Below are 25,436 nucleotides of genomic sequence, written 5' to 3' on the forward strand. Positions count from 1 at the left end.
TGCCAGAATACGGGCACATGGGCGGCGTTCAGGTGGGCAACGGGCTGTCGGGCTTGAGTTGATCCATCACGATCTGGCTGTGCACTTTGGCAACCGTGGGGTGGGTCAGCAGCACGTCGTGGATCAGCGTGTTCAGCGCCGCAAGGTCGGGGCAATAGACCCGCAGCAGGTAATCCGCATCGCCGGTCATCGTCCATGCGCTGGTGATCTCGGGGCGGGTTCTGACCAGTTGTCCGAAGCTTTTGGAATGTTCCGGCCCGTGGGTGGACAGATGCACCTGCACAAACCCCTGCACGCTGAGGCCCAGCTTGGCAGCATCCAGCCGCGCCACATAGCCCGTGATATGGCCCTCGGCCTCAAGCCGTTGTCGCCTGCGCCCGATCTGGCTGGCCGACAGGTTGAGGCTGTCGCTGAGTTGCTGGGCTGATTGGTAGGCGTCGCGTTGCAACGCGGCAAGCAGGCGGATGTCGATGGAATCAAGCATGTGCGTGTTTTCTGTCATCATGGGCAGGTAGGGCGCATATTTTGCGCGTCAAACAGGTGTTAGCATATTGATTTTGCGCGCACCACGCATGTCGGGCGCAATAAACTGTGACAAACCCCAAAGCCGGAGGAGTCACTATGGGCCCGTTTCCACATAACGCACCGAAATCGCAGATCACCGAAGAAAACCCCATGGGTACGGACGGCTTCGAGTTTGTCGAATTCGCCCATCCCGATCCCGAGGAACTGCGCACTGTCTTCACGCGCATGGGGTACGAGAAAGTGGCGCGTCACAAGACCAAGAATATCGAACTCTGGCAGCAGGGCGACATCACCTATGTGCTGAACGCGCAAGAAGACAGCTTTGGCGCGCGCTTTGTGCAGGATCACGGGCCATGTGCCCCATCGATGGGCTGGCGCGTGGTGGATGCGCAGGCGGCGTATAAGCGCGCGCTGTCGCTAGGTGCCGAAGGCTATGAGGGGACCGACAAGGTGCTGGACGTGCCCGCGATTGTCGGGATCGGCGGTAGCCTCATCTATTTCGTGGACCAGTATTACGACACCTCGCCCTATAACGAGGAATACGAATGGCTGGCGCAGTCCAAGCCGCGTGGCGTCGGTTTCTTCTATCTCGATCACCTGACGCACAACGTGCACAAGGGCAATATGGACACGTGGTTCCGCTTTTACGGCGACCTGTTCAACTTCCGCGAAATCCGTTTTTTCGATATCGAGGGCAAGTTCACCGGCCTGCTGAGCCGCGCGCTGACCTCGCCCTGCGGGCGTATCCGCATTCCGATCAACGAGGACCGTGGCGAGACGGGGCAGATCGTGGCCTACCTTAAGAAGTACAACGGCGAAGGCATCCAGCACATCGCGGTCGGGTCGGACAACCTTTACGACAGCACCGATGCGATTGCGGAAAACGGCCTCAAGTTTATGCCAGGTCCGCCGGACACCTATTACGAGATGAGCAAGAACCGCGTCGTTGACCATGACGAACCGCTCGACCGGATGCGCAAGCACGGCATTCTGATTGATGGCGAAGGTGTCGTGGACGGGGGCGAGACGAAGATCCTGCTGCAAATCTTCTCGAAAACCGTGATCGGGCCGATTTTCTTCGAGTTCATCCAGCGCAAGGGCGATGACGGCTTTGGCGAAGGGAACTTTAAGGCCCTGTTCGAAAGCATCGAGCAAGAGCAGATCGACAATGGTGAACTGGCCGCAAGCTAAGGCTGGATCAGTTGTGAATTACTGCGGGGGCCATTGGCCCCCGTTTGCTTTTGGGGGCTACGATTGGCGCGTTGGCGCGTGATCAGCCGCGTGGCATCTTCAGGATGACGCTGCGGTTGCCCTTTTGATAGCGCAGTTCGCTGTCGCCGATGGCCGACACGCGCCCGCCGTCAAAGCGATCCCCGACAACCAGTTTCTTGTACCGCCCGTTGCCCAGACGCACCAAAGCGCGGCGGTTGGACGGGGTGCCGTAGACGCCGATCAGGTTGATGTTGTTCAGCTTGATCGCGTTGCGCACAGTGGCCGCTTTGGCGACCGAGGTCGAAGACGGGATCGACGGCGTCACCGTGCGCGGCGCGACAGAGGCGGTGCGCTCGGGCTCTGCCTCGGGTTCGGGGGCAAGGCGGGTGGCGCGGGCCACGATGCGGGTGAAGTTGCGCGGACGCGTGGCGGGCCGCAGCGAGGTGGCCGCTGCCAGCGCGGAAACAGGTGCTGCTTCCTCCGGCGTCTCGGCCTCTTCTGTCGCGACCTCGGGTTCGGGGGCGGCGACATCCTGCGGCGCTGCGGGGCGCAGTTGCGGGCGCAGGGCCGCCAGTTCGTCGCGCGACAGGCCCCCCAGCGTGGCACGTTCATTCTGTTCCACCAGATCGGAAGGACGCGGGTTTGGACGGACCCGTGCCAGCGCGATCAGGTCGGGCGCGGCGGCGTCGGGTTCAACGGACAGGCGCACAAAGGTCGCGGGCGGTTTGGCGGGCGGGCTGCCAAGGATCACGGTAAAGCCATCTGGGCTAAGCGCGCCTTCGGGCGTGGGGATCACGCGCCCATCGGGGCCACGGGCGAAATTCGTACCCGCTGCGACCGGAGAGGTCACAAGCGCCAGATTCCCATCAGTGTCGAATGAGGCGGCAGTGGGCAACGCGACCGCATCCAACGCAGGGCTGATCGGGTCGATGCCTGTGACATAAAGGTCTTCGATCTCGATCACATCGGCGGGCGGGTCCATGTCGGGCGCGCGGGGCCAGATGCCCGTCACCGCATAGCGCGCTTCGAGTTCGGAGGCGTCGAGGTCTTCGGGGGCGATGGGGTCGGGCAGGGGATTGCGCAGTGCGTCCAGTACAGCGGCGTCCTCGGCGGACAGTACATCGTCGGTCAAGCCGTCATTCAGGGCCGCGACCACCACGCCGTCGGCTTCTTCCTCGGGGTCGGGGTCCAGTTGCGTGGTCGCGCCCACATCCAGCGCCAGCGAGTCGCGCGCATCTTCGGGCAGGGTCGAGGCCAGTGTGCGTTCACGCGGCTGGAAGAAACGGGCAAGCCCTTCTTCCATGAACACGGCCGCCCATGCGGCCACACCGGCAAGAAAGATCAGCAAGACCGCCGTCAGGATCAGTCCGAGGAAGCGCGGCTTGCCACCGACCTGTACGCTATCGCGCGCGCCAAAGATGGTCATGCGTTCGGTTTCGGACGCGGCCTGTTTGGCTGCTTTGCTGCCCTTTTGCGGGGCGGGGGCCACGGCGGCGGCTTTGGCAGACGGCTTGCGCCGCGACAGGAAGCCGCCCAGTTGACGGATGCTGGGTTTGCCTTTGGGCGCGTTGCCTGCTGGTGGAATTGTGCGTTCCGGCGCAGCCTCGCCCAAGCGTGGTTCGGGGCGCAGGCTGTCGGCGGCGGATTTCGGCGGGGCCGTCAGGTTGATTGAAGGGGCGTCCTTGGCCGTTGCCGCTGCGGGTGCGGGCGGCGCCACGGGGGGCGATGTTTTGGAAGGCGTAATCTCGCGCGATACACCGCCCAGTTTGGCGGGCGTCGGGTTCGATGCGGGGTTCTGGCGGCGGCGCGTGGCAAAGCCGAGCAGGGGCGGCGTGGTGGTTTCGCCGCTGTCACTGTCGGATGTGTCCGCTTCGGACGGTTCCGCTTCCCCATCGGGCTTGGCAGTCAGGGGCGGCGGCAAAGTTGTTTCATCCGACGGGGACGGGTCGGGCAGGGTATCTTCCTGCTCTGCCTCTGTCTCGATCACAACGGGCACCGCCTTGGGGCGCGTCATATCGGGCGAGTCGTCCGAGGTGTCGGGCACAGCCGCCTTGCGCCGCACGGGGGCGGGGTCCTCTGCCACTGGTTCGGGTTCTGGCGGAGTTGGCTCGGGCTGAGCAGGCTCCGGCGTATCTTCGACCACGTCGGCGGGGCTCTCGACCACCACAACGCGCACGCCGTCCGGCTCGACCGTTTCGCCAGCGCCTAACAGCGATGGCGCGCAGGCTGTGGGGCCAAAGAACGGCTCGCCCAGAAAATCGCTGCTAAAGGCGGCGGCGACAAAGCTGACAGGGTTGAACCCGTGATCGGTAGCAAAGGCCTCGGCCTCGGCCAATGTTTCGCGCGCAACAGCGGCCACATGGGTCCGTTCGCCATCGGGCGAGATGTCAAAAGACAGCGCATCAACCGGATAGGGCGTTGCACCATCCAGCGCCTGTGCGGCGGCGGCGCGTCGTGCATCGTCATCCATGCCGGGTGTGTCGATGCTCAGATATTTGATCTGCTCGTCGGGGATGATCAGCTTGGTGCGGACAGGGCCGGATTTAATCGCATCGGTGGCCTGACGAAGCTCGGACAGGATGTCGTTCAGGTCCGGATCGCTTACATCCGCCTCGCCGACAAGGTGCCAGCCCCCTGCGGCGCGGTGCAGCAAGCGGATCCCGTCAAAGGACAAGGACAAGGCAAAGTTTGGCTTCATAACTGCCCTTTATCAATTCAGCCGCCCAGAGGGAATACGAGCGCAGATGATGTGGCAGGATAAAGCAGGACTTTGCCCATGCAAAGGAAAAGCCTGCCCGCGCGGCGTTTTCGCCGCAGCCTTCCGGCAAGGCACCCCAAAGCGGCGCGCCTTGCCGGTTTTTCGCTTAGCTGACCGCCTTGGTCAGCGCCTGATCCAGATCGGCGATCAGGTCGTTCACATCCTCGGTCCCGATGGAAACGCGGACCACTTCCGGTGCCGCGCCCGCCGCACGCTGTTGGTCCGCCGTCAGCTGGCGGTGCGTGGTCGAGGCCGAGTGGATGATGAGCGAGCGTGAATCGCCCAAGTTGGCCACATGGCTGAAGATTTCCAGCGAATTCACCAGCTTGACGCAGGCGTCATAGCCGCCCTTGACCGCAAAGGTGAACAGGCCGCTGGCACCGCGTGGGCAGATACGCGCCACACGGTCGTAATAGGGCGAGGATTCCAGACCCGCATAGGTCACGTAATCAACGCGTGGATCGTCCTCGAGCCACTTGGCGATCTTCACCGCGTTTTCTACGTGGCGGTCCATGCGCAGCGACAGGGTTTCGGTGCCCATCAACGTGTAATGCGCTGCCTGTGGGTTCATCGTCATGCCCAGATCGCGCAGACCGATGGCGATGCCGTGGAAGGTAAAGGCCAGCGGGCCGAACGTCTCGTGGAATTTGAGGCCGTGGTAGGCAGGCTCCGGCGCGCTGAGCGAGGGGAACTTGTCATTCGCGGACCAGTCGAACTTGCCCGAGTCCACAACGCAGCCGCCGGTGACAGTGCCGTTGCCGGTCAGGTATTTGGTTGTCGAGTGGACGACCAGCGTCGCGCCATGTTCGATGGGGCGGCACAGGTAAGGCGTGGCCGTGGTGTTGTCGACGATCAGCGGGATTTCCGCCGCATCCGCGATGGCCGCGATGGCGTCCAGATCGGTGATGTAGCCGCCGGGGTTGGCGATGGATTCGCAGAACACCGCGCGGGTCTTGTCGTTGATCGCAGCCTTCACCGCGTCGGTGTCGTCGAAGTCGACGAATGTCGCCTCCCAACCGAAACGTTTGATGGTCTGGCTGAACTGCGTGACGGTGCCGCCATAAAGACGGGTCGAAACCACAACATTCATGCCGGGCGACATCAGCGGGAACAGCGCCATCAATTGTGCCGCGTGGCCCGAGGAACAGCATACGCCGCCAACGCCGCCTTCAAGGGTCGCGATACGCTCCTGCAACACGGCCACAGTCGGGTTGGTCAGGCGCGAATAGATATAGCCGACCTCTTGCAGGTTGAACAAAGCGGCGGCGTGTTCGGCATCGCGAAAGACATAGGCGGTAGATTGATAGATCGGGGTCTGGCGCGCTCCGGTCGCAGGATCGGGGCGGGCGCCCGCGTGGATCTGAAGCGTGTCAAAGCCGTATTTTGGGCCATCGGTCATGTGTCATTCCTTTGAATTAGGCGCGAAGGTCGCGCTATCGTTATGCAAAGGGGCGCGCATGGGCAAGGCAGGCGATGCGATCTGCTGCGGTGATCTGTGGCGTCGTGTATACCCATCATATATGTTGACTGGCTCCTGATTTATGTATACTGCAACAAGTATACATAAATCAGGAGCCTGAGATGGCCGTTCAAGCAGTTACAAAAATCAAAGAACCAAAAGGCAAAGCCGCCACACCGATCAATGCCATGGAAGGCGCACGCAAAGGCAAGCGCGCAGCCAAGCTGGAAAAGCTGAAACAGGCAGATACGATCAATTTCGCGGTGGAACCCAGCGTGCGCGCCTATCTGGCCAGCGCCGCCAAGGCGCAAGGCCTTGATCTGTCGCACATGATGCAAAAGATCGTCGAAGCCTATGTGATCGACACCGCCCCCGCCGACCATGAACTGGCCAAGCGGTTGACCGCCAAACGTTCGGTCATCGACATCGCCCAGAAAACCGCGACCGATCTGGATGCGGCGGGCGCGTTCGACAGCCACTTTATCCTTAATGTGATCAAGGCCGCGTCCGAGGATGCCGCTTTTGTCGACGCCTACACCCTTGCGACCCAAGCGGACGGTGACAGCCACAAGGCCAAACTGCTGGCGCGGCGCGCACGTACCACGTTGAACCAGCAATTGGGCCGCGTGATCAAACGCACCGTCGGGGCAAAAAGCCTGCGCAAGGACGGGGGCGGCATCGCGCGGTCCTCGACCACGGACGCGCTGATCACGACCTATACGTTGTTGACCAAAGCGGGCGCATAACGCCCAAACGACATGCGCGGCGGCCCGATCAGAAGGCCGTCGCGACCATGAACTCTGACGAAGCTTCGGGAAAGGCGATGTCGGAATATTCGATCATCTCGATCAGCTGCGGCTGACCAACTGTCGTCTTTTGCAGGAAATAGCGGACCTGACTGATGCGCCGGGTCTTGCCATGGCTGTCCTTGTGGTCCCATTCGATCCACAGGTTGGCATTGCTTTTCGTGGCGATGCCCGAGGCGACAAGGCGTGGCGTCAGGGTGGCGATGTCGGCCTTTCTGGCCGCGTCGCGATAGATGCCTATCGCTTCTTCGAACATCTCGGCATTGGCAAAGACCTGAATCGCATCGCCCACATATAATGGCAGCGGATAGACAAAGCGCGCAGCGACCAGATCAAGCCGGTCGGCGATAAAGTCGGTCGCAATATCTTGAAAAAAGCGCAACGAAGGGCTGCACATCGGGCTATTCCTAATTGGCTAGAGGTGCGTAAGTCGGTCGGGTCAACGGGCGTCGCTTGAATTCGAAGGGGGGCAACTAACCGTTAACTTGGTTAACGTCCATGCGTTTGATGCCCTTTTGACGGGAAGTTTCGGTACGAATACCTGACCTAACGCAACGTCACACTCAGCGCATCCAAAATCCGTTCGATTTGATACGATTTCTTATCGCCTGCTCGCGACGGGGCAGATCGTTCTGGTCGAACAGGGCGCGCACCTTTTCGCCCCGACCCTGAAACACCATCCGCTTGATCGGGTCATAGCCTTTGAGGACTTTCTTGATCTTGTTGGGGCTGGCGACTGATTCCAGTGTTTCAATCACCGCATCGCTTTCCCGCGCATAAAGGAGTGGCAGCAAGCGGTAGTGGCAGCTGACCGGACCGTCCAGCGCCGTGTTCACCGCGCTGTCACGCCCGCCACCAAGGGCATGGATGACCAGCGGCAGGGCGACCTGATCCAGCCATGGATCAAAGGTCTGACACACCAGTGGTTCCGGCGGGGTGTCGCGGATGAACAGGGCGTATTCCAGAAACTTCGCGCCGAACGCGCGCGGGCAGGCCCCATAGAAATAGCCAGCGTTGAAATAGAGATAGCGTTGCCAGTACTCGTCGGGCTCGGACAGATCGAGGCTGCTGTCGAAATCCAGATCGAACGCGTCATAAAGCGATTTCCAGATTTCGGTATAGCCGGGCCCGTAGAGTTCGATCTGCGGCCATGTTCCTGTGCGCCGCATCGAGGCGCTTGGCCGATCAAAGTCGAAGGGAACGTCGCTTAACTCTCCGGTGATCAGGGTGTCGCTGTCAAAGAAGACAAAGGGTTCGCCCTCGGGCAGGACCGACAGCAACTCGATCTTGTTGCCATAGGGATAGGATTGGCCGAAATGGGTCGAGGTGAAGGGCACGATTTCTGCGCCCAGATCAATCAACGCGGCCACCACATCAGGGGCATTGATGCGCGGATCGCGGTCCCACATCTGACCGGGTTGGGGTTCGCAAATCAGCACGCGGCCTTTGAATTTCGGGCTTTTGGCACGCAGCGACGCCACGAAGAGCAATGCCTCATAAGCAAGGCGTCCCCCTTGCGCCACGAGCGCCACATTGAAGGTCTGCGCCGCCTGTTTCGCGGGTTTTTTTGCCATTTTGCCTGCTCTGCGTGTGTTAGCGTGCGCCAACTATAGCTGCGGACGGGCTGCGGTTAAATGATGTTTTGCCGTTGTGTGACGCGGGGCGAGGGTGGGCCATCCGGTGTGCGGGGCACGCAGTGGTGCCGGCAACCTTGCACGGGGCAGATTTTGAACGGCGCGCGTATCTTTTCGGGGCGCGTGTTGAAGGCGCGTAACGGCTATTGGTGCCGCGTCTCTGTACTGCGTGCAATTGGCGGGAATTCGCTCAAGCTGCTTACCTAAGGGCTTTGCCTTGCCGCAACAGAGTCGTGGGCGCGGATCACGCCCTGCCCGAAGATTGGGCCGAACGTTCCGTCATTGCCCTGATCGGGTGCGCTGTCGGGCAAAGGCGCAGAATTGCTGTGGTCGGCGCGTGATCATTTGGTATATCAACCCCATCACACATCAAAACGTTAGAAAAACAGGGGAAAATCACATGAAAAAGCTTGCTTTTGCGGCCACGCTGGCGATGACGACCAGCGCAGCCTCCATGGCTGCGGCCGAGTGCGGCGAAGTCTCGATCACGGAAATGGACTGGGCCAGCAGCGCCGTTGTCACCTATGTCTCCAAGTTCCTGCTTGAGCAGGGCTATGGCTGCACCGTGACCACCGTGCCAACAACCACCGTGCCTGCGATGGCATCGGTTGCGGAAACCGGAGAGCCGGACATCCTGACCGAACTGTGGACCAGCTACACCGAAGTGTACGAAGAACTGCGCGACGCGGGCAAACTGGTCGAACTGTCCAAGGTGCTGTCCGATGGCGGTGTCGAGGCATGGTGGATCCCTGCCTATCTGGCCGAAGAACATCCTGAACTGACCACGCTGGAAGGCATCAAGGCGAACCCCGAACTGGTCGGCGGTCGCTTCCATGACTGTCCGTCGGGCTGGGGTTGTGACATCACCAACTCCAACAACTTCAAAGCCTCCGGTCTGGCCGAAGCTGGCGTTGAGCGTTTCCAGCACGGTTCCGGCGAGACATTGGCGACAGCCATCGCGGCAGCTGCCGAATCCAAAGAGCCATGGTTCGGCTACTACTGGGCACCCACATCCGTCTTGGGCAAATACCCGATGGTTCAGGTCGAACTGCCCGCCTATGACGCGGACATCCACACCTGCAACGGTCTGGAAGACTGCGCCACACCTGGCCTGTCGTCCTACCCTGTCTCCAACGTCGTAACCGCGGCCACATCGTCCTTTGTCGAGCGTGAGCCTGACGCCGCCGCGCTGATGAAGAACCTGACCTTCACCAACGCGCAAATGGGCGAAGTGCTGGCGTGGCAGGAAAACAACCAAGCGTCCTATGAAGAGGCAGCTGTGTACTTCCTGACCACGTACAAAGACACGTGGAGTGCGTGGCTGAACGACGAAGCCCGCGAAAAGCTGTCGGGCCTGCTGCAATAAGCAGTCATTAACACCGTCCGGCGCTGCGCATGCGTGTAGCGCCGGACCAATGAATAAGAAGGCAGGGACAAACCCATGGCGCGCTATGACGGACTTTTTGATACATTAGGCATGCGGGACTGGTGCGACGCGGACAAAGCGGATGCGCCCTTGTCCATGGCGCAACTGATGGCACAGGCCCAAGGCGGCACGGGCGAGGTCGAGACACCGGGTCTCCCTTTTCCGTCGCTGGATGAACTGCACGAGGCTTGCGCCAAGATCGGCCAGACCCGTGATTTGACCGAAGGGCTCGAGAACGGGTTTCTCGCCATCCGGTCCGAGATGAAATTTGTGCTGGACCCGATCACGCAGCCGCTGTCGTGGATGCTGGACGGGGCACTGTTCGTGTTCGAATCCGCCCCGTGGTGGGTGATGATGCCGATCCTGATCCTGCTGGCTTGGGCGGTCAGCCGGTCGCGTGCGGTTACGGGGTTCGTCGTCTGTGTGCTGTTGTTCTTTGCCTTCATCGACCACTACGAGGTCGCGATGCAGACGCTGGCCATCGTCTTTGTCTGTACCGGCATATCGGTGCTGTTCGGGGTGCCCATCGGTATCGGGATGTCGAAATCGGATACCGCACAGCGCGGTATCGTGCCGGTGCTGGACCTGCTCCAGACACTGCCGACCTTCGTTTACCTGATCCCGCTGATTTTCCTGTTTTCTGTCACAGAATCAAAGCTGTACGGGATTGCGATCATCCTTTACGCCATCGTGCCGGTGATCCGTCTGACCGATCTGGGCATCCGTCTGGTGGATGAGGACGTGATCGAGGCGGCGGATGCCTTTGGCCTGACGCCATGGCAAAAGCTGACCCGCGTGCAACTGCCGCTGGCGTTGCCCAACATCATGGCCGGTGTGAACCAGACCATCATGATGAGCCTTGCGATGGTGGTCATCGCCTCGCTTGTCTCGGCGCCGGGCCTTGGGGTGCTGGTGCTGCGCGGTATTCGTGCGCTTGACCTCGGGGTCGGCATTGTCGCGGGGCTGGGCATTGTGCTGCTGGCCGTGGTGCTGGATCGCGTGTCCAAGGCCGCGTTGAACCGCGTCGATACACGGGGGCCAAGCAAATGAGCCAGAAAGACACACGCCCCAAGGTCTCGATCCGTGGCCTGTTCAAGATCTTCGGCCCGGACGACAAGGCCAAGGTGCCGCTGGTGCAGGCGGGAATGGACAAGGCCACGCTGCTCGACGAACACCGCCATGTGCTGGGCCTGCGCGACATCAATGTCGACATGCAGGCGGGCGAGATTACGGTCATCATGGGGCTGTCCGGTTCGGGCAAATCCACGCTGATCCGGCACCTCAACCGGCTGATCGACCCGTCGGCGGGGGATATTCTGGTGGATGGCATCGACGTCATGTCGCTGGACGCCGCCGCGCTGCGCAAGATGCGTCAAAAGCATATGTCGATGGTGTTCCAGAAATTCGCGCTGCTGCCGCACAAGACAGTTCTGCAGAACGCGCAGCTGCCGCTGGCCGTGCAGGGTGAGGACGCCGCCCTTCAGGACAGCGAGGCGCGCAAATGGCTCGCCCGTGTGGGACTGGACGGGTTCGAACAACGCTATCCCGCGCAACTGTCGGGCGGCATGCAGCAGCGCGTGGGCATCGCGCGTGCGCTGACCGCGAATACCGACATCATGCTGATGGACGAGGCGTTCTCGGCCCTTGATCCGCTGATCCGCACCGACATGCAGAACCTGCTGCTGGAGTTGCAGAAAGAGTTGCAGAAAACCATCGTCTTTATCACCCACGATCTGGACGAAGCGTTGAAGCTGGCCGACCATCTGGTGATCCTCAAGGATGGTGCTGTGGTCCAGCAGGGCGAGCCGCAAGGCATCCTGTTGAACCCTGCCGACCCCTACATCGAAGATTTCGTGAGCGACATTAACCGCGCCCGCGTGCTGCGCGTTCGGTCGGTGATGCAGCCGCTGGGGTCCGGCGATTTTGCGGGCGATGTGGAGGCCAACAGCAACCTCGAAGACATGATTGCGCTGTCGCAGGGGGATACCAACCTTACTTATCGCGTGATCGAAAACGGCGGGCCGGTCGGGCAGTTGGATATGAAAGAACTGGTGCGCGCGCTGGTGCCGCGTGTCTCGGGGCAGGGCGCGGCCTAGGCGGCGTTACCCCTGAATTCCTCTTTCGAAAGGTCCGACATGCGTGATTTTCTGAAACTCGACCACCCGTTCTTTGCCAAGCCGTGGCGGCGCTATCTGACCCTTGCGACCTGCGCGGTCTGGGGCGGGATCGAAATGGCGCGTGGCGCGACGGGCTGGGGCATGGTGTTCTGGGGGCTGGGCGCGGTGGCGTTCTGGCATTTCCGCCAGATCGATTGGACCAAATACGACGACAAGCCGAAAGGGTAGGGTGCGCGACCGATCAGGTCGCGGCCCCCGTTTTGTGTAGTGGCCTAGCGGAACATCGGCGGGCGGGCATCCAGCCAAGCGCCGTCCTGCTTGCCCGATTGTGCCACAGCAACCACTGCCGCCATTGATCGCAATCCGTCCTCGGCACGGGGGTAGAGGTTCGCCGCCGCGTCCATCTCGCGCCCTTCCTTGCGGGCACGGATCGCCTCGGCCAGATCGGCATAGATGTTGGCAAAGGCCAGCGGCATCCCTTCGGCATGGCCAATGGTGACGCGGCTGGTGCGGTCGGCCTCGGGCGACAGGTTCGCCTCGCCCCGTTCGATCACCTGCAAACGCTCGCCCAGCGGCATGTAATACAGCTGGTTGGGCTGTTCCTGCGTCCAGCGCAGCCCGCCCTTTTCGCCAAAGACCTGAAGGCCAAGCCCGTGCTGTCGACCAATGGCCACGGAACTGGTCCACAGCCGCCCCACAGCGCCGCCATCCATGCGGAAGTTGACCATCGCGTCGTCTTCAAGCGCGCGCACATCAATGCAGGACACCGTGTCGGCGGACAGTTTCACCACCTCTTGGCCGGTGACAAAGGACGCCATGTGCATCGCGTGAATGCCGCAATCGGCGAACTGGGCCGACACACCCGCCTGCGCGGGGTCATAGCGCCAGCGCACCCGCGGGTTGTCCGCATCCGCCGCATCGGCGTGATGGCCATGGGCGAATTCGGCGACCACGAGGCGCACCTTGCCCAGATCGCCGCGCTGCACCATCGCTCGCATATGGCGCACCAGTGAATAGCCTGAATAGCCGTAGTTGACCGCGCAGATATTGCCGGTCTTTTCCGCGATTTTGACGATCTCTTCGCCCTCCTCGACGGTCATGGTCATCGGCTTTTCGCACAGCACATGAAACCCGCCTTCGAGGAACGCTTTGGTGATCTCGAAATGGGTGGCGTTGGGGGTGGCAACGGTGACCAGATCAATGCGGTCGTCGCGCTTCTGTTCGCCTTCCAGCATCTCTTGCCAGTCGCCATAGGCGCGATCGCCCAGACCCAGACGCCGTCCATAGTCGCGCCCCGCCTCGGCACGGTGATCCAGCGCGCCTGCGCTGAATTCGAACAGCCCGTCCAGCCCCGCGCCCAAGCGGTGGGCCGGTCCGATCTGGCTGCCTTCTCCGCCCCCGATCATGCCCCATTGCAGCTTTGCCATAGTGAACCCTTCTGTTGTTGACTGGCGACCTTTCGTGCGCCCGTTGTTCAAAACCCGATTGATTGCAGGTAGGCGCGGTTGGCGCGCGCATCGTCAATTGGGGACGTGTCGCCCGCCGGATCGCAATCCTGTTCCACCGTGCACCATCCGGTGAAACCGGCGTCCAGCAGTACCTGCCGCACAGCTGGGAAATCGACGTCGCCATCGCCCAGATTGCAGAAAATACCGTCGCCGCAGGCCTCGTAAAAACCGGTGCGGTTGGCGATCACCTTGGCCTTCACCTGCGGGTCGATGTCCTTGAAATGCATATAGCTGATGCGCCCGATATGGCGCTTCATAAAGGCGACGGGGTCGAAACCGGCATAGGAATGGTGGCCCGTGTCAAAGCAGATGTTCAGGATGCGGTCGTCGACCTCGTCCAGCAGGCGCTCAAGCTCGGGTTCGAAATCCATGAACCCTGCGGCATGGGCGTGGATGCCGACGGTCAGGCCGTATTCCTCGGCCCCCATGCGCGCGATGGTTGCGATGCGGTCGCGGAACGCGGCCCATTCGGCGCTGTCCATCTGTTCGGCCTCGGTCGCGCGGCCTGCGGTGGGGGCGCGACGTTCCGAGATGCTGTCGATCAACACCAGATGCTGCGCACCATGGGCCTTCAGCGCCTTGCAGGTGCGCACGCTGGCATCCATCACGTCATCCCATTTTTCGGGGTCGTGAAAGGCGCGAAAGATCACCCCGCCCACCAGTTCCTGCCCGAATTCGGCCAGCGCATCGCCAAGCTCGGCAGGGTCTTCGGGCATGTAGCCCACAGGGCCAAGTTCGATGCCGGAGTAGCCTGCGGCGGCGTTTTCGGCCAGCACGGTGCGCCAGTGCGGATTGCGCGGATCGTCCGCAAATTCCACCCCCCACGAACACGGGGCGTTACCGATTTTGATCATGTGATGTTCCCCCCCTTCGGGTTCTAGAAATCCGCCACGTTCATCCACGCGCCCTTGCGCGAGGACGCGAGGCTGGCCGCGACAACCTGATTGACCGCGAGCCCTTCTTCGAATGTGGGCCAGACGGGGTCGCCGCTGGCGATGGCGTGCAGGAAATCCTTGGCCTCGATAATGATCTGGTCCTGATATCCGGTGCCATGGCCCGGCCCCTGACAGAAGGGCAGGAAATCGGGATGGGCAGGGCCGGTCAGGATCTTGCGAAAGCCGCGCTCGGCCTCTGGCCCTTCGGCGGTATAAAGCCACAGGGCGTTTTGATCTTCACCGTCGAACCGGATCGCGCCCTTGGTGCCATAGATGTCATAGGCATAGCCCATCTTGCGCCCCGTCGCGACGCGGCTGGTAAAGATCGACCCGTGCACGCCGCTAGCAAAGCGCACGGTCAGTTGCGCCTGATCGTCGTTGGTCACGGCCACGCCGCCGCGATCCTTGTGGATGGTTTCAACCAGTGCAAAGACCGACTCGATCGGGCCAAGCAGTGTCTGCGCGCAGTTGATCGGGTGCGGGGCCAGATCGCCCATGCAGCCATTGGCATCCCCGCTGGTGCGCCAGTTCGCGGGCAGGTCCGGATCGGCAAGGAAATCCTCGGTCATCTCGCCACGGAACGAGGTCACCTGACCAATGCGCCCTTCGGCCAGTAGTTTGCGGGCGAACTGTGTGGCGGGGGTACGGATGTAATTAAAGCCGACCATGTTCGCCACGCCCGAGGCGCGGGCGGCGGCGACCATCTCGCGGGATTCGTCCGGTGAGGCCCCCAGCGGCTTTTCGCACAGCACGGGCTTGCCAAGGGCGAAGGCGGCCAGCGCGATGTCGCGATGCGTTTCCTGCGGGGCGGCGATGACCACCGCATCGACGCGCGGATTTTCGACCAATGTGCGCCAGTCATCCGTGGCAGAGGCAAAGCCATAGGCAGCGCGGTACTTCTCGGCCGAGGCGGGGCTGCTGGCGCAGACCATTTCCAGACGGGGGCGTAGGGCGGTGTCGAACACGGCACCCACGGCACCAAAGGCCACGGCATGCGCCTTGCCCATGTACCCGCCGCCGACGATCCCGATCCCGATCTCTGCCATATGCTGTTTCCTTGGATACGTGTTGAAACTGGTCCCAAGGTTGGTATCGTCGTTGGGATACATTCGGTCAACGCGGAATCGCGGCACGGGCAACACGGCGCCGTGCCGGTGCCGCGTTTTCCCCAACTGGTCTTGCGCGTTCCCGCGCAGCACCGACCCCGAGGAGGCACCCGCGATGACAGTTTTCCCGAGGTCCGGACAGGTGCGGATGTGACGGCGCTGATAACAGGGATAAAGGCCAACAATTTCGTGATTGTGGGCCGTGCGGGCATCGACTTTTTCACCGATGCGGGCGTGCGTGCCGAGGATGCCGAACGGGTCAGCGTGGATCTGGGCGGGTCGGCGGCGAACATCGGCGCGGGCATTTGCAAGCTGGGCGGGCAGGCGGCGCTTGTCACCTCGGTCTCGGACGATGCGGCGGGCAGTTATTGCACCGCGCGTCTGCGCCACTACGGCGTCGATACGTCCTATGTGCGCCCCGTGGGCGGGGAATACCGCAACTCGCTGGCGTTCTACGAAAGCGTGCTTGAGGGGCACCGCAACGTGATCTACCGCAATGGCGCGGCGGATTTCCAGATGACGGTGGACGATGTCGAGGCGGTGGATTTTTCCCGCTATGGCGCATTGATCACCGCAGGCACGGTTTTTGCCGCAGAACCTTCGCGCAGTGCGGCCTTTGCCGCGTTCGAGCGGGCCAAAGCCGCAGGCGTACCGATCATTTTCGACGTGGATTACCGCCCCTATTCGTGGCCCTCCGCTCAGGAAGCTGCCGACGTGCTGAGCCGCGCCGCCGAAGATGCGCACATGATTGTCGGCAATGATGAAGAGTTCGGGTTCATGGCCGGTGACATGGACAAGGGGCAGGACAAGGCGCGGGCACTGGCGGCCAGCTTGGCCGATATTGTCATCTATAAAATGGGCGGCGATGGCGCGGTCACCTATGCGGATGGCGACGAATTCACCACGGGCATCTATCCCGTTACCGCCGTCAAACCCGTCGGGGCAGGGGATGCGTTCATGGCCGGATTGCTGACCGGCATCGCGGAAGGCATGGCGCTGAAAGAGGCGGTGCTGCGCGGCTCTGCCTGCGCGGCGATCACGGTGTCACGCCCCGGCTGCGCGCCTGCATTGCCGACCCCGTCCGAGCTCAAGGCGTTCCTGCAAGATCATGCCGGCCCGTCCACGCCATAAAACCACAGTCCCCAATCAAAGGAACACCCGATGCATATCGCGCCCTATGACAACCAGAACAAACCGATTGTGGATGTGGACGATGCCACGGTGCCGCTCACCTATTTCAACATCGTGAAGCTGAAGAAGGGGCAGGCATTCGAATACGCGACACCGGGCTACGAGACCTGCATCGTGCCCGCCACTGGCACGGTCGATATCGACGTCGAAGGGTTCAAGGCCGACGGTATCGGCGGGCGCGGTGTCGATGTCTGGGACGGAGAACCGGAGGGCGTGTACGTCCCCACCGCCGCCAAGGCGCAGATGGTGTGTACCTCGGACAGCGCCGAGGTGTTCGTGGCAGGTGCGCGCTATGACAAGGTGCTTGATGCGTTCGAGGTGCGCGCGGACGCGCTGGACCTTGTGCAATACGGCTCGGACGAGACAAAGACCCACCGCAAGATCAAGCATATCCTCGGCACCAAATACCACGACAAGGTTGGGCGCTTGCTGGTGTCGGAACTGTTCACCGTGGGGCAGGGCGGCTGGTCAGGTTTTCCCAGCCACAAGCATGACACCGACCGGCGCGACGGCGATACGATCATCGAAACCCGCCACGACGAGACCTATAATTTCCGCTTCCGGCCCAACCACGGATCGGGCGTGCAAATGCTGCAACGCGAGGAAGGCAAGTCAGGCGATGCCTATCACATTGTGGACGGATCGACTGTGTGTCTGGACGCGGGCTACCATCCCTGCGCGGTTCTTCCGGGATACGAGATGTATTATTTCACTATCCTCGGCGGGCTGAGCCAGCGCAGTCTTGTGCAGTACTTCCAGCCTTCGCACGCGGATCAGATCGAAACGATCCCGGGCATCAAGGACATGATTGCAAAGTTCAAATGATGCAGACCCCTGACTGACCCACGCGGGCGGGGGGGCGATTTTATCTTCGGTCGTGGGCCGCCCTTGGTTGGACAGATATGCCGCTTGTTACGCTTGCCGATGTTTTGAAACCCGCCCAGTCGCAAGGCTATGCCGTGGCCGGGCTGGTGTGTCTGGGGTGGGAGGATATGCGCGCCTATGTGGCCGCCGCCGAGGCTGAGGATTGCGCGGTGATCTTGCAGGCGGGGCCGGCCTGTCGCGCGCACACGCCCCTGCCGGTTCTGGGGGCGATGTTCCGGCACCTCGCGGCAGAGGCATCGGTGCCGGTCGTGGCGCATCTGGATCATGGGTACACCGTGCAGGATTGCCGCGAAGCGCTGGATGCGGGGTTCACTTCGGTGATGTTCGACGGTTCGCGCCTGTCGCTGCGGGAAAACATCGACCAGACCGCCGCCATTGCGGAAATGGCTCATGCGGCGGGCGCGTCTTGCGAGGGGGAAATCGGCTTTGTCGGGTATGCGGACGGGGCGGCCTCGGCTGGGACGGACCCGCAAGAGGCGGCAATCTTTGCCCGCGACACAGGGGTGGATGCGATGGCGATCTCGGTCGGGAATGTGCATCTGCAAACTGGCCCTTCTGGTGGGCTGGATGAGGGGCGCATCGCCGCCATTCAGGCGCTGACCGATGTGCCGCTGGTGATCCACGGTGGGTCGGGCGTTCCGGTGGCACAGCGTCAACGGCTGGCTGGCACCACCCATATCTGCAAGTTCAACATCGGGACCGAGTTGCGACAGGCCTTTGGAGCGGCGCTGCGGGCGTCGGTCGATGCCGACGCGGCGCGCTTTGACCGAACCGACATTCTGAAAGACACCCATGACCCCGTGATGACCGCCGCCCGCGCCGTGTTGCGCAGCATGTGGCCCTAGGGGCGCGAAAGCGAAGGAGAACAGCGTGCATATCAATCGGCTGGACCACGTGAACCTGCGCACGACGCAGCTTGAAACCATGATCGCGTGGTATGGCGATGTTCTTGCCCTGCATCCCGGTGCGCGGCCTGACTTCCCGTTTGCGGGCGCGTGGCTGTATGCGGGGGATCAGGCGATTATCCATCTGATCGGCATCACCGGCGCGGCGGGGGTGGGATCAGAAGCGGCGCTGAAGTTGGAACATTTCGCGCTAAGCGCCACGGATCGCGCAGGGTTCGAGGCGCGTCTGGCCAACCATAACGTAACCCACAAAACCTCGCGGATCGACAATTTGGGCATCACAGCCTTCAACATCTGGGATCCGGACGGCAACCATATCCACGTAGATTTCAAGGACGAATGACGCCATTGCGCGTCTATTCCGACTCTTTCACTAAGATTACTTGCGTTCCGCTTTCAGATAGTATCTGAGTGTTTCCGTAAACAATTGACACGGAGTCACTATGACACGCAAATCTTTCATTCTGAGTGCCACGGTTGCTGCCGTCACACTTGGCCCGATCGCTGCCGCCGCCGAAGGTGATGTGAACCTGTATTCCTCGCGCCACTATGACACGGACGAGCGTCTGTATTCCGACTTTACCGAGTTGACCGGCATCACAGTGAACCGGATCGAAGGCAATGCCGACGAACTGATCGCGCGCATGCAGGCCGAGGGCGCGAACTCGCCCGCCGACATCCTGCTGACGGTCGACACCTCGCGTCTGGAACGCGCCAAAGAGGCCGGCGTGCTGCAAAGCATCGAAAGCGACGTGCTTGAGGCGCGCATCCCTGCCTATCTGCAGGACAGCGACAACCAGTGGTTTGGCTTTAGCCAGCGCGCGCGGATCATCTTCTATGACAAGAACAGCGTCGAGAACCCGCCCCAGTCCTATGCCGATCTGGCCGATCCCGCCTATGAAGGCATGGTCTGCCACCGTTCGTCCACTAACGCCTATTCGCAAACCCTGCTGGCGTCCGTGATCGAACATGCGGGCGAAGAGGGCGCGCGTGAATGGGCGCAAGGCGTCGTGAACAACTTTGCCCGCAAGCCCCAAGGTGGGGACACCGACCAGCTGCGCGGCCTTGTGTCCGGTGAATGCGCCATCTCGATCTCGAACACCTATTACTTCGCCCGTGCCCTGCGCACCGAAGTGGATGGCCTGCCTGCCGACGCGCGTGAGAATATCGGCTGGGTCTTCCCGTCGCAGAACGCCGAAGGCGCGCACATGAACCTGTCCGGTGGCGGCGTGGCGGTGAACGCTCCGAACCGCGAGAACGCGATTGCCTTCCTTGAGTACCTCGCCAGCGATCAGGCGCAGCAGTACTTCTCGGCGGGTAACGACGAATCCCCCGCCGTTCCCGGTGTCGGGCTGAGCGAGTCGGTTGCGAAACTGGGCCTGTTCAAACCCGATGATGTGGACCTGAGCGCGGTTGCCAAAAACGTGCCAACGGCCCAGAAAATCTTTAACGAGGTGGGCTGGGAATAATCCCCCCAACCTGATCTGAGATTACCGGAAAGCCCGTGCGACATCGCGCGGGCTTTTTTACATACCAATCGGGCGGTGCCATTCTTGACCCTGCCTCTGGACTGGATTATGCAGCGGCCACTGCGCGGGCGTTGTGTAGTGGTAAGACCTTAGCCTTCCAAGCTAATGACGCGGGTTCGATTCCCGCCGCCCGCTCCAGTCTCTCCCCTCCCGTCATATCACACCATTAGGTCGCGCCATGCGGGGGTGCGGTATCCTGCACACTTGACCTTGATACCCCGTTGCGGCCATGTGCGGGCCAACAGGACGACCGGAGGCCGCATGACCGATACCAAGACCGCACCCGTGGCACCGCCTTCAAGTTCGGAAGAGCGCGAGAAGTCCAAGCGCATCGGCGCGCTGCGCGCATTGTTCCCCTTTGTGACACCCTATTGGCGGCTTGCCTCGGCGGCGGCTTTCGCGCTGGTCCTGACGGCGGTGATCTCGCTGACGCTGCCTTTGGCCGTACGTCGCGTGATCGACAATTTCGGGACCGAGGATTCGACGCTTCTGGATGTCTATTTCCTTGCTGCGATCGGTATTGCAGGTCTGTTGGCCGTCGGCACGGGGCTACGCTATGCGCTGGTGACGCGCTTGGGCGAACGGGTGGTTGCGGACATCCGCAAGGCGGTTTTTGACCGCGTGATCGGCATGTCCCCCGGCTTCTATGAAAGCATTATGACCGGCGAGGTGCTAAGCCGGATCACCACAGACACCACCCTTATCCTCAGTGTGATCGGGTCGTCCGTGTCCATCGCGTTGCGTAATGTGCTGATTTTTGCGGGCGGGCTGGTGCTGATGCTGCTGACCTCGGCCAAGCTGACGGGGCTGGTGTTGCTGATTGTGCCGGCGGTGATTGTGCCGATCCTTGTGCTGGGGCGGCGGGTGCGTGACCTCAGCCGTGAAAACCAAGACTGGATCGCCGCGTCGTCTGGCAGCGCCTCGGAACAGCTGAGCGCGGTGCAGACGGTGCAGGCATTCACCCACGAGGCCGCGAGCCGTTTGATGTTCTCGGAAGTGACCGAGCGCAGCTATGGCGCAGCGCAGCGCCGGATCACGGTGCGGGCCTTGATGACCGTGATCGTAATCTTTCTGGTGTTTTCCGGCGTGGTCGGGGTGCTGTGGATCGGGGCCAACGACGTGCGCGCAGGCCTGATGTCACCCGGTGCGCTGATCCAGTTCGTGATCTATGCGGTGATGGTGGCAGGGGCGGTCGCCGCCCTGTCCGAGATTTTTGGCGAGTTGCAGCGCGCTGCGGGCGCGACCGAACGACTGGTCGAACTGCTCAGCACAGTGGATGCGGTGCAGGACAGTGCCACACCCGCGGCATTGCCCGAACCCGTGCGCGGCGAAATCACGTTCGAGGATGTACGCTTTGCCTATCCGGCGCGCCCTGCGATCAACGCGCTGGACGGGGTGAACTTTACCATCGCGCCGGGGGAAACAGTGGCGTTTGTCGGCCCGTCGGGGGCCGGCAAGACAACCGTGATCCAGATGCTGTTGCGCTTTTACGATCCGCAGGAAGGCACGGTGCGCATTGATGGTGTCGACCTTGCCACCCTGAGCCGCGAGGCCTTCCGCCGCCACATTGCCCTTGTGCCGCAAGACCCGATGATCTTTGCCGCGTCGGCCGCTGAAAACATTGCCTTTGGCCGCCCAGATGCCTCGCAGGCCGAGATTGAGGCCGCCGCCAAGGCCGCTGCCGCGCATGACTTTATCATGGGCCTGCCCGAAGGCTATGACAGCCCCTTGGGTGAGCGTGGTGTGATGCTGTCGGGCGGGCAGAAACAGCGTATCGCCATTGCGCGTGCCATCCTTCGCGACGCGCCTGTGCTGCTGCTGGACGAAGCGACCAGTGCGCTTGACGCCGAAAGCGAACGCGCCGTGCAGGAAGCGGTGGACAGCCTGTCCGAAGGGCGCACCACTTTGATCGTTGCGCACCGTCTGGCCACGGTCAAAAAGGCCGACCGGATCATCGTTCTGGATCAGGGCCGCGTGGTCGATATCGGCCCGCATGACAAGCTGGTGGAGCAAGGCGGGCTTTATGCGCGTCTGGCACGGCTGCAATTCACCGATGGGATCGCGGCGGAATAATTCCCCTATGATTTTGACCGCGCACGTGGTTCAAATTCTGTCGAACCATGCAATTTATGAAAGGGTTGGATATGGGATTGTGGAGCTTTGTTAAGGACAAGGGCAAGGATCTGTTCGGAGGCGGGGACGAACCCGAACTGGACGGCGGTGCCCTGCAGGACGAGATCGACCAACTGGGTCTGGATTCCTCGGGCCTCGACATCACGGTCGAAGGCGACAAGGTCAAAGTGTCCGGTCAGGCCGTCAGCCAAGAGATGAAGGAAAAAGTCATCCTTGCCGTGGGTAACGTTACCGGCGTTGCAGCCGTTGAAGACGAAGTGCCAAGCGAGACCGATCCGGTTTTCCACACTGTGGAAAAGGGCGACACGCTGTGGGCGATTTCGGCGGCAACACTGGGCAATGGCGCGCGCTACGAAGAAATCTTCGAGGCGAACAAGCCGATGCTGACCCATCCCGACAAAATCTATCCTGGTCAGGTGTTGCGTATCCCGCAAGCCTGAGGCATCCCGCCTACCAGATGAATACGGCGGCGTGCCCAACCGGCGCGCCGCTTTTTTGTGACCCTAGGTCACGCGAATTGACGCGGCGTCCCACCGCTCTGGACACGCTGGCGTTGCTTGAATAATCGGCCCAAGCGCCGCATCGTGGCCAATAGGGACAAAGCGCCGCACTCCACCAAAAGGCGCGTCAGGGAGGACAACCAATGACATTTGCAGGGATCGCGGATCGCGACGCTATCGAGAACGAAATGCCGTGGGAAGACCGCGACGTTGCCACGACGCTTTATGGCATGCTGAGCGATACGACCAAAAAGTTTCCCGATCATAATGCGGTCAGCTACCAGATATTCTCGGACCCGAAGTCCAAGGCCGAAACGCTGACATGGTCCACCCTCAAGGACCGCACGACGCAGTGCGCCAACATGTTCCGCGATCTCGGCATCGGGCCGAAAGATGTGGTCGCCTATGTACTGCCCAACGCGACCGAAACGGTTGTGACCCTGTTGGGCGGGGCCGTGGCAGGGATCGTGAACCCGATCAATCCGCTGCTTGATCCCGAACAGATCGGCGCGATCCTGCGCGAGACGAACGCCAAGGTCGTTGTCACCTTGCGCGCCTTTCCCAAAACAGATGTGGCCGAGAAAACCGCCAAGGCCGTGGCGCTGGCCCCCAATGTGAAAACCGTGCTTGAGGTCGATCTGCTGACCCATGTGTCGGGCCTCAAATCCTTTATCATTCCGCTGATCCGGCCCAAGTTCGACAAGCCTGCGGGGGTCACCTACAAGGCGTTCAACGCCGAGGTGGCGAAGTACCCCACCACGCTGCAATTCGAGGATGTGCAGGAAGACCGCGTTGCGTGCTATTTCCACACCGGCGGCACGACCGGCATGCCCAAAGTGGCACAGCACAAATATTCCGGCCTGATCTACAACGGCTGGTGCGGCCAGCGTCTGCTGTATTCGGAAAAAGACGTGATCATGTGCCCGCTGCCATTGTTCCACGTCTTTGCCTGCCACCCGATCCTGATGGGGGCGATTGCCTCGGGCGCGCATGTGATCCTGCCGACGCCGCAGGGCTATCGCGGCGATGGCGTGTTCGACAACTTCTGGAAGCTGGTGGAGCGGTGGAAAGTCACCTTTGTGATCACCGTACCCACCGCGATTTCGGCCAAGATGCAGCGCCCGATTGATGCAGATGTAAGTTCGATCAAGACGGCATTCTCGGGCTCGGCCCCGCTGCCGCAGGAACTGTTCAAACGGTTCGAGAAATCCACCGGCGTCACGCTGGTCGAAGGCTATGGCATGACCGAAGCGACCTGCCTTGTGTCGATCAACCCGATTGACGGTGAAAAGAAAATCGGCTCGGTCGGGGTCACGTTCCCCTATACGCGCGTGCGCATCTACAAGGACACAAGCGATGGTCCGGTCGAGGCGGGCGTGGACGAGGTCGGCGAGATTTGTGTAAGCAATCCGGGCGTTTACGCGGGCCACACCTATACCGAGGCGGACAAGAACAAGGACCTGTTCTATCAGGGGAAATGGCTGCGCACGGGCGATCTGGGCCGCAGGGACAGCGATGATTACCTGTGGATTACGGGCCGTGCCAAAGACCTGATTATTCGCGGCGGTCACAACATCGACCCTGCCGAGATCGAAGAGGCGTTGCTGGGCCACGAGGCCGTCGCCTTTGCCGGTGCCATTGGCCAGCCCGACATTCACGCAGGCGAAATGCCATGCGCTTATGTCGAACTGGTGGCGGGGGCCTCGGTCACGCCGGATGCGTTGATGGAGTATTGCAAAAAGCACGTGCATGAACGCGCCGCGATGCCCAAACACATGACAATCATGGACGAGTTGCCCAAGACGGCCGTGGGCAAGGTGTTCAAACCCGATCTGCGCCGCGAAGCGATCACGCGGGTCTATAACGCGGCGCTGGAAAAAGCGGGTCTGGATGCGCGCGTGGTGTCTGTGCTGGACGACAAGAAACGCGGTCTTGTGGCGCAGGTGGACATGCAAAGCACGTCGGAGAAATCGGTGCAGACCGTGCTGGGCGACTTCGTGCGCCCGTGGGAACAAGCCCCCGCAGACTGAACGGAGCGATCCGACTGAAGCATTGAAAAATAGGCGCGGTTTGGGGCATCCCTGCTGCGCCTTTTTTGTGTCCGCTTGGCGGATGATGTGCGGGGCGGGGGCAGGGGCGCGCAACGTTCGGTGGTGCGGTTTGTGCCGGTGCGCGGCTCAAAGGGTTAAGGCCATAAAACACTAGGGGACGGGCGGTACACAACGCGTGCACAGCCTGTACACCGAAATGTGCGCTTTCGCGAGAAACACCATGATGAACGCAGCGTGCGGTGGGGTTTGTTAAGGAAAGGTGAACGCGCGGCAGGGGCTATGGCGGAGAGTTTGGGCCGAGGGCCGCCTGTCTGGCGCACCGACCAGTCCGAGCGTCTTGAAACCGGCACCCATCGCGCGTACCTCGGCATGATGCAGAGCCTGAAGACATTTTTGACCGTGCTTTTGCTGGTCAGCATCCTGCCCTTGTGCAACCTTGCTGCGGCCTCGGCCGCGACGGGCGGCAGGGATGGCCGTGATTATGTTTTGGACGACGCCCCCTTGGCCCTAGCCACGGGCATTAACGAGACACAGTTTGCCGCCCCGTTGAAATCCAAACGGATCGCGGTGCTGCAACAGGGGTCGTGCGGTGCGCAGGCGCTGTGCCCGTCCGGTGCGGATGCGCTTGTACTGCCGTCGGGCGCCGAGCCTTGGGCCGCGGAGCATCTTGATGTCACAGTGCGCGACGGGCCCGCGCCGCCGACTTCGCCGCCCCGGTCTGACTGATTGAAAGCCGGCGCGTTGCGCCATTTCCAT

At 61.7% G+C, this 25,436-nt stretch carries 23 protein-coding genes and 1 tRNA gene; 16 read left to right on the plus strand and 8 right to left on the minus strand.

The window, feature by feature from the left end:
- Positions 1 to 28: 28 nt before the first annotated feature.
- Positions 29 to 484, minus strand: a complete 456-nt coding sequence (locus tag AC6GQJ_RS16415) for an Lrp/AsnC family transcriptional regulator (RefSeq protein WP_500770194.1) — start codon at positions 482 to 484, stop codon at positions 29 to 31.
- Positions 485 to 621: 137 nt separating this feature from the next.
- On the opposite strand from AC6GQJ_RS16415, the gene hppD reads away from it, so the two are divergent.
- Positions 622 to 1,716 (plus strand): 4-hydroxyphenylpyruvate dioxygenase, encoded by a 1,095-nt coding sequence (gene hppD, locus AC6GQJ_RS16420; RefSeq protein WP_500770196.1) that lies wholly within the window; start codon positions 622 to 624, stop codon positions 1,714 to 1,716.
- An 82-nt stretch (positions 1,717 to 1,798) separates the two neighbouring features.
- Here the strand turns inward: hppD and AC6GQJ_RS16425 are convergent, their stop codons facing one another.
- Together AC6GQJ_RS16425 and AC6GQJ_RS16430 are read right to left on the minus strand one after the other, a co-directional pair.
- Positions 1,799 to 4,435 (minus strand): hypothetical protein, encoded by a 2,637-nt coding sequence (locus AC6GQJ_RS16425; protein WP_500770198.1) that lies wholly within the window; start codon positions 4,433 to 4,435, stop codon positions 1,799 to 1,801.
- A gap of 166 nt (positions 4,436 to 4,601) precedes the next feature.
- Complete coding sequence (locus tag AC6GQJ_RS16430) at positions 4,602 to 5,894, minus strand: O-acetylhomoserine aminocarboxypropyltransferase/cysteine synthase family protein (RefSeq protein WP_500770200.1); 1,293 nt, start codon at positions 5,892 to 5,894, stop codon at positions 4,602 to 4,604.
- Positions 5,895 to 6,076: 182 nt separating this feature from the next.
- Here AC6GQJ_RS16430 and AC6GQJ_RS16435 point away from each other — a divergent pair, with 182 nt between their 5' ends.
- Entirely contained in the window at positions 6,077 to 6,700 is a 624-nt protein-coding gene (locus AC6GQJ_RS16435) for a hypothetical protein (protein ID WP_500770202.1), read from the plus strand.
- A gap of 28 nt (positions 6,701 to 6,728) precedes the next feature.
- On the opposite strand, the gene AC6GQJ_RS16440 is transcribed toward AC6GQJ_RS16435, so the two are convergent.
- The gene (locus AC6GQJ_RS16440; protein WP_500770204.1) at positions 6,729 to 7,142 is read right to left on the minus strand and encodes a hypothetical protein; all 414 of its coding nucleotides are present in this window, start codon (positions 7,140 to 7,142) and stop codon (positions 6,729 to 6,731) included.
- Positions 7,143 to 7,323: 181 nt separating this feature from the next.
- Entirely contained in the window at positions 7,324 to 8,334 is a 1,011-nt protein-coding gene (locus AC6GQJ_RS16445) for a GT-B fold glycosyltransferase domain-containing protein (protein WP_500770206.1), read from the minus strand.
- A gap of 460 nt (positions 8,335 to 8,794) precedes the next feature.
- On the opposite strand from AC6GQJ_RS16445, the gene AC6GQJ_RS16450 reads away from it, so the two are divergent.
- The 4 genes from AC6GQJ_RS16450 to AC6GQJ_RS16465 all read left to right on the plus strand — a co-directional run bounded on the left by AC6GQJ_RS16450 (position 8,795) and on the right by AC6GQJ_RS16465 (position 12,165).
- On the plus strand, positions 8,795 to 9,760 hold the full coding sequence (locus AC6GQJ_RS16450; RefSeq protein ID WP_500770208.1) for a glycine betaine ABC transporter substrate-binding protein: 966 nt from the start codon (positions 8,795 to 8,797) through the stop codon (positions 9,758 to 9,760).
- 75 nt (positions 9,761 to 9,835) lie between these two features.
- Positions 9,836 to 10,870 carry an ABC transporter permease gene (locus AC6GQJ_RS16455; protein ID WP_500770210.1) on the plus strand — a complete coding sequence of 345 codons (1,035 nt, stop codon included), beginning with the start codon at positions 9,836 to 9,838 and terminating at the stop codon, positions 10,868 to 10,870.
- Positions 10,867 to 11,916, plus strand: a complete 1,050-nt coding sequence (locus tag AC6GQJ_RS16460; protein ID WP_500770212.1) for a betaine/proline/choline family ABC transporter ATP-binding protein — start codon at positions 10,867 to 10,869, stop codon at positions 11,914 to 11,916. Before AC6GQJ_RS16455 ends, AC6GQJ_RS16460 begins: the two co-directional genes overlap by 4 nt.
- A gap of 39 nt (positions 11,917 to 11,955) precedes the next feature.
- Positions 11,956 to 12,165, plus strand: a complete 210-nt coding sequence (locus tag AC6GQJ_RS16465; protein ID WP_500770214.1) for a hypothetical protein — start codon at positions 11,956 to 11,958, stop codon at positions 12,163 to 12,165.
- A gap of 44 nt (positions 12,166 to 12,209) precedes the next feature.
- On the opposite strand, the gene AC6GQJ_RS16470 is transcribed toward AC6GQJ_RS16465, so the two are convergent.
- The 3 genes from AC6GQJ_RS16470 to AC6GQJ_RS16480 are packed head-to-tail and all read right to left on the minus strand — an operon-like array spanning position 12,210 to position 15,426.
- Positions 12,210 to 13,364, minus strand: a complete 1,155-nt coding sequence (locus AC6GQJ_RS16470) for a Gfo/Idh/MocA family protein (protein ID WP_500770216.1) — start codon at positions 13,362 to 13,364, stop codon at positions 12,210 to 12,212.
- 47 nt (positions 13,365 to 13,411) lie between these two features.
- The gene (locus tag AC6GQJ_RS16475; RefSeq protein ID WP_500770218.1) at positions 13,412 to 14,299 is read right to left on the minus strand and encodes a TIM barrel protein; all 888 of its coding nucleotides are present in this window, start codon (positions 14,297 to 14,299) and stop codon (positions 13,412 to 13,414) included.
- A 23-nt stretch (positions 14,300 to 14,322) separates the two neighbouring features.
- The gene (locus AC6GQJ_RS16480) at positions 14,323 to 15,426 is read right to left on the minus strand and encodes a Gfo/Idh/MocA family protein (protein ID WP_500770220.1); all 1,104 of its coding nucleotides are present in this window, start codon (positions 15,424 to 15,426) and stop codon (positions 14,323 to 14,325) included.
- A 210-nt stretch (positions 15,427 to 15,636) separates the two neighbouring features.
- On the opposite strand from AC6GQJ_RS16480, the gene iolC reads away from it, so the two are divergent.
- The 10 genes from iolC (at position 15,637) to AC6GQJ_RS16530 (ending at position 25,406) form a co-directional block, all read left to right on the plus strand.
- Complete coding sequence (gene iolC / locus AC6GQJ_RS16485; RefSeq protein WP_500773962.1) at positions 15,637 to 16,617, plus strand: 5-dehydro-2-deoxygluconokinase; 981 nt, start codon at positions 15,637 to 15,639, stop codon at positions 16,615 to 16,617.
- 30 nt (positions 16,618 to 16,647) lie between these two features.
- Positions 16,648 to 17,502, plus strand: a complete 855-nt coding sequence (locus AC6GQJ_RS16490; RefSeq protein ID WP_500770222.1) for a 5-deoxy-glucuronate isomerase — start codon at positions 16,648 to 16,650, stop codon at positions 17,500 to 17,502.
- 77 nt (positions 17,503 to 17,579) lie between these two features.
- Entirely contained in the window at positions 17,580 to 18,407 is an 828-nt protein-coding gene (locus AC6GQJ_RS16495) for a class II fructose-bisphosphate aldolase (RefSeq protein ID WP_500770224.1), read from the plus strand.
- A gap of 25 nt (positions 18,408 to 18,432) precedes the next feature.
- On the plus strand, positions 18,433 to 18,810 hold the full coding sequence (locus AC6GQJ_RS16500) for a VOC family protein (RefSeq protein WP_500770226.1): 378 nt from the start codon (positions 18,433 to 18,435) through the stop codon (positions 18,808 to 18,810).
- Between the two features lie 100 nt (positions 18,811 to 18,910).
- The gene (locus tag AC6GQJ_RS16505; RefSeq protein ID WP_500770228.1) at positions 18,911 to 19,936 is read left to right on the plus strand and encodes an extracellular solute-binding protein; all 1,026 of its coding nucleotides are present in this window, start codon (positions 18,911 to 18,913) and stop codon (positions 19,934 to 19,936) included.
- Between the two features lie 124 nt (positions 19,937 to 20,060).
- Positions 20,061 to 20,134: transfer RNA gene (locus tag AC6GQJ_RS16510), tRNA-Gly, on the plus strand.
- 123 nt (positions 20,135 to 20,257) lie between these two features.
- Complete coding sequence (locus tag AC6GQJ_RS16515; protein WP_500770230.1) at positions 20,258 to 22,069, plus strand: ABC transporter transmembrane domain-containing protein; 1,812 nt, start codon at positions 20,258 to 20,260, stop codon at positions 22,067 to 22,069.
- A 71-nt stretch (positions 22,070 to 22,140) separates the two neighbouring features.
- A complete protein-coding gene (gene lysM / locus AC6GQJ_RS16520; RefSeq protein ID WP_500773964.1) occupies positions 22,141 to 22,569 on the plus strand; it encodes a peptidoglycan-binding protein LysM in 429 nt (142 codons plus the stop codon).
- Between the two features lie 203 nt (positions 22,570 to 22,772).
- The gene (locus AC6GQJ_RS16525; RefSeq protein ID WP_500770232.1) at positions 22,773 to 24,659 is read left to right on the plus strand and encodes an acyl-CoA synthetase; all 1,887 of its coding nucleotides are present in this window, start codon (positions 22,773 to 22,775) and stop codon (positions 24,657 to 24,659) included.
- A 300-nt stretch (positions 24,660 to 24,959) separates the two neighbouring features.
- Positions 24,960 to 25,406 (plus strand): hypothetical protein, encoded by a 447-nt coding sequence (locus AC6GQJ_RS16530; RefSeq protein WP_500770234.1) that lies wholly within the window; start codon positions 24,960 to 24,962, stop codon positions 25,404 to 25,406.
- Positions 25,407 to 25,436 lie beyond the last annotated feature (30 nt).

Source organism: Tateyamaria sp. 7Alg 36, assembly GCF_059882455.1.

Coding starts and splice junctions, on each gene's coding strand:
- AC6GQJ_RS16415 (WP_500770194.1), bottom strand. CDS start 484: ATGCTTGATTCCATCGACATCCGCCTGCTTGCCGCGTTGCAACGCGAC.
- hppD (WP_500770196.1), top strand. CDS start 622: ATGGGCCCGTTTCCACATAACGCACCGAAATCGCAGATCACCGAAGAA.
- AC6GQJ_RS16425 (WP_500770198.1), bottom strand. CDS start 4,435: ATGAAGCCAAACTTTGCCTTGTCCTTGTCCTTTGACGGGATCCGCTTG.
- AC6GQJ_RS16430 (WP_500770200.1), bottom strand. CDS start 5,894: ATGACCGATGGCCCAAAATACGGCTTTGACACGCTTCAGATCCACGCG.
- AC6GQJ_RS16435 (WP_500770202.1), top strand. CDS start 6,077: ATGGCCGTTCAAGCAGTTACAAAAATCAAAGAACCAAAAGGCAAAGCC.
- AC6GQJ_RS16445 (WP_500770206.1), bottom strand. CDS start 8,334: ATGGCAAAAAAACCCGCGAAACAGGCGGCGCAGACCTTCAATGTGGCG.
- AC6GQJ_RS16450 (WP_500770208.1), top strand. CDS start 8,795: ATGAAAAAGCTTGCTTTTGCGGCCACGCTGGCGATGACGACCAGCGCA.
- AC6GQJ_RS16455 (WP_500770210.1), top strand. CDS start 9,836: ATGGCGCGCTATGACGGACTTTTTGATACATTAGGCATGCGGGACTGG.
- AC6GQJ_RS16460 (WP_500770212.1), top strand. CDS start 10,867: ATGAGCCAGAAAGACACACGCCCCAAGGTCTCGATCCGTGGCCTGTTC.
- AC6GQJ_RS16465 (WP_500770214.1), top strand. CDS start 11,956: ATGCGTGATTTTCTGAAACTCGACCACCCGTTCTTTGCCAAGCCGTGG.
- AC6GQJ_RS16470 (WP_500770216.1), bottom strand. CDS start 13,364: ATGGCAAAGCTGCAATGGGGCATGATCGGGGGCGGAGAAGGCAGCCAG.
- AC6GQJ_RS16475 (WP_500770218.1), bottom strand. CDS start 14,299: ATGATCAAAATCGGTAACGCCCCGTGTTCGTGGGGGGTGGAATTTGCG.
- AC6GQJ_RS16480 (WP_500770220.1), bottom strand. CDS start 15,426: ATGGCAGAGATCGGGATCGGGATCGTCGGCGGCGGGTACATGGGCAAG.
- AC6GQJ_RS16490 (WP_500770222.1), top strand. CDS start 16,648: ATGCATATCGCGCCCTATGACAACCAGAACAAACCGATTGTGGATGTG.
- AC6GQJ_RS16495 (WP_500770224.1), top strand. CDS start 17,580: ATGCCGCTTGTTACGCTTGCCGATGTTTTGAAACCCGCCCAGTCGCAA.
- AC6GQJ_RS16505 (WP_500770228.1), top strand. CDS start 18,911: ATGACACGCAAATCTTTCATTCTGAGTGCCACGGTTGCTGCCGTCACA.
- AC6GQJ_RS16515 (WP_500770230.1), top strand. CDS start 20,258: ATGACCGATACCAAGACCGCACCCGTGGCACCGCCTTCAAGTTCGGAA.
- lysM (WP_500773964.1), top strand. CDS start 22,141: ATGGGATTGTGGAGCTTTGTTAAGGACAAGGGCAAGGATCTGTTCGGA.
- AC6GQJ_RS16525 (WP_500770232.1), top strand. CDS start 22,773: ATGACATTTGCAGGGATCGCGGATCGCGACGCTATCGAGAACGAAATG.
- AC6GQJ_RS16530 (WP_500770234.1), top strand. CDS start 24,960: ATGGCGGAGAGTTTGGGCCGAGGGCCGCCTGTCTGGCGCACCGACCAG.